The organism is Nocardiopsis sp. TRM 82005 (assembly GCF_056312425.1).
Map to the genome: position 1 here is coordinate 1 of NZ_JBWDTQ010000065.1, position 1604 is coordinate 1604.

Below are 1604 nucleotides of genomic sequence, written 5' to 3' on the forward strand. Positions count from 1 at the left end.
AGCTTGTCGTTTAACCTCCGCCCGTGGCTCGGGCACCGCTCCGGCCACGGGTTTCGTCGTTCCCCCGACAACAGGCACGGCCGTCCCCCATGCTTCGAGATGTCGAGTAACGAAGCAACAAGAAACGGCCGCTATGACGAGTCTTGCCGATGACAGCGCCCACGTCGAGTCGTTGTCCACCTTGTCCCGATTCCGGACCGACCTGCACACCTGCCTGCCCCGCCGCGCCAACGCCCTGTTCGAGCTGTGCGACGCGGCGCTGTGCGCGAACGGGCCGGTCACCTCCCTGCCCGAGCTGACCCTGGTTGCCGAGCACCAACGCGGCCACGGAGCGATGTACGACGCCCTCAACCACGGCCGTATCCACACTGACCGACTGCGTCGATCCCTGGCGTCCCTACCGCTGCCCCGGGCGGCCGACGGTCGGATCATCCTGGCCGTGGACATCTCGCCCTGGCTACGACCCGACGCGCCCACCAGCCCGAACCGGCTGTTCTGCCACGTCTACGGCCGCTCCAAGAACGCCTCGCAGTTCATCCCGGGCTGGCCCTACTCCTTCGTCGCCGCCCTGGAAACCGGGCGCACCTGCTGGACCGCGGTCCTGGACGCCGTGCGGCTGGACCCGGCCGACGACGCCACCGTCGTCACCGCCGCCCAGCTGCGCGCAGTGGTAGGCCGCCTCATCGCCGCCGAACACCACCGCCAGGGCGACCCGGATGTCTTGATCGTCATGGACAGCGGCTACGACGTCACCCGCCTGGCCTTCGTCCTGGCCGACCTGCCCGTTCAGCTGGTGGGCCGGATCCGCTCCGACCGCGTCATGCTGCGGCCCGCGCCGCCCCGACCGCCAGGCGCTATCGGACGCCCGCGCAAGCACGGCGGAGTGTTCACCCTGGCCGAGCCCGGCAGCTGGCACGCTCCTAACCAGGCCACCACCACCGACACCACCCGCTACGGGACAGCGCGGGCCCAGGCGTGGGATCGGATGCACCCCCGTCTGTCCCACCGGGGGCCCTGGCTGGACCACGACGGCGACCTGCCCGTCGTCGAGGGCACCCTGATCCGGTTGGCCGTCGAACACCTGCCCGGCAACCGCGACCCCAAGCCGGTGTGGTTGTGGTCCTCGGCCACCGGCGTGGACGCCGAGCACGTGGATCGGCTTTGGCAGGCGTTCCTGCGCCGCTTCGACCTGGAGCACACCTTCCGGCTGTTCAAGCAGACCCTGGGCTGGACCGCTCCCTGTGTTCGCTCGCCCGAGGCCGCTGATCGGTGGACCTGGCTGGTGATCGCCGCGCACACCCAGCTGCGGCTGGCCCGCCCACTGGCCGAGGACCTGCGCCGTCCTTGGGAGCGGGCGGCCCGGCCGGGCCGCCTCACCCTGGCCCGGGTGCGGCGGGGGTTTCGCCACCTGCGGGCGAAGGCGGCCTGTCCGGCCAGCGCGCCGAAACCCTCCCGACCCGGTCCCGGGCGACCGCCTGGTTCGAAGAACCACAGGCCCGCGCTCCGGCATGAGGTCGGTAAGACCGTCAAACGTGCTGTGACTCTGACAGAACACAGAAACCGGACAGGTTAAACGACAAGCTGAGAGCATGTTTGAGAAGGGT

General features: G+C 70.2%; 1 protein-coding gene. It reads left to right on the top strand.

All coding sequences use genetic code 11. The annotated features are described in order from the left end of the window. Positions 1-133: 133 nt before the first annotated feature. Positions 134-1573: an NF041680 family putative transposase gene (locus AC0T5L_RS27060; protein WP_476168322.1), complete on the top strand. Its 1440-nt coding sequence runs from the start codon at positions 134-136 to the stop codon at positions 1571-1573. Positions 1574-1604: the final 31 nt, after the last annotated feature.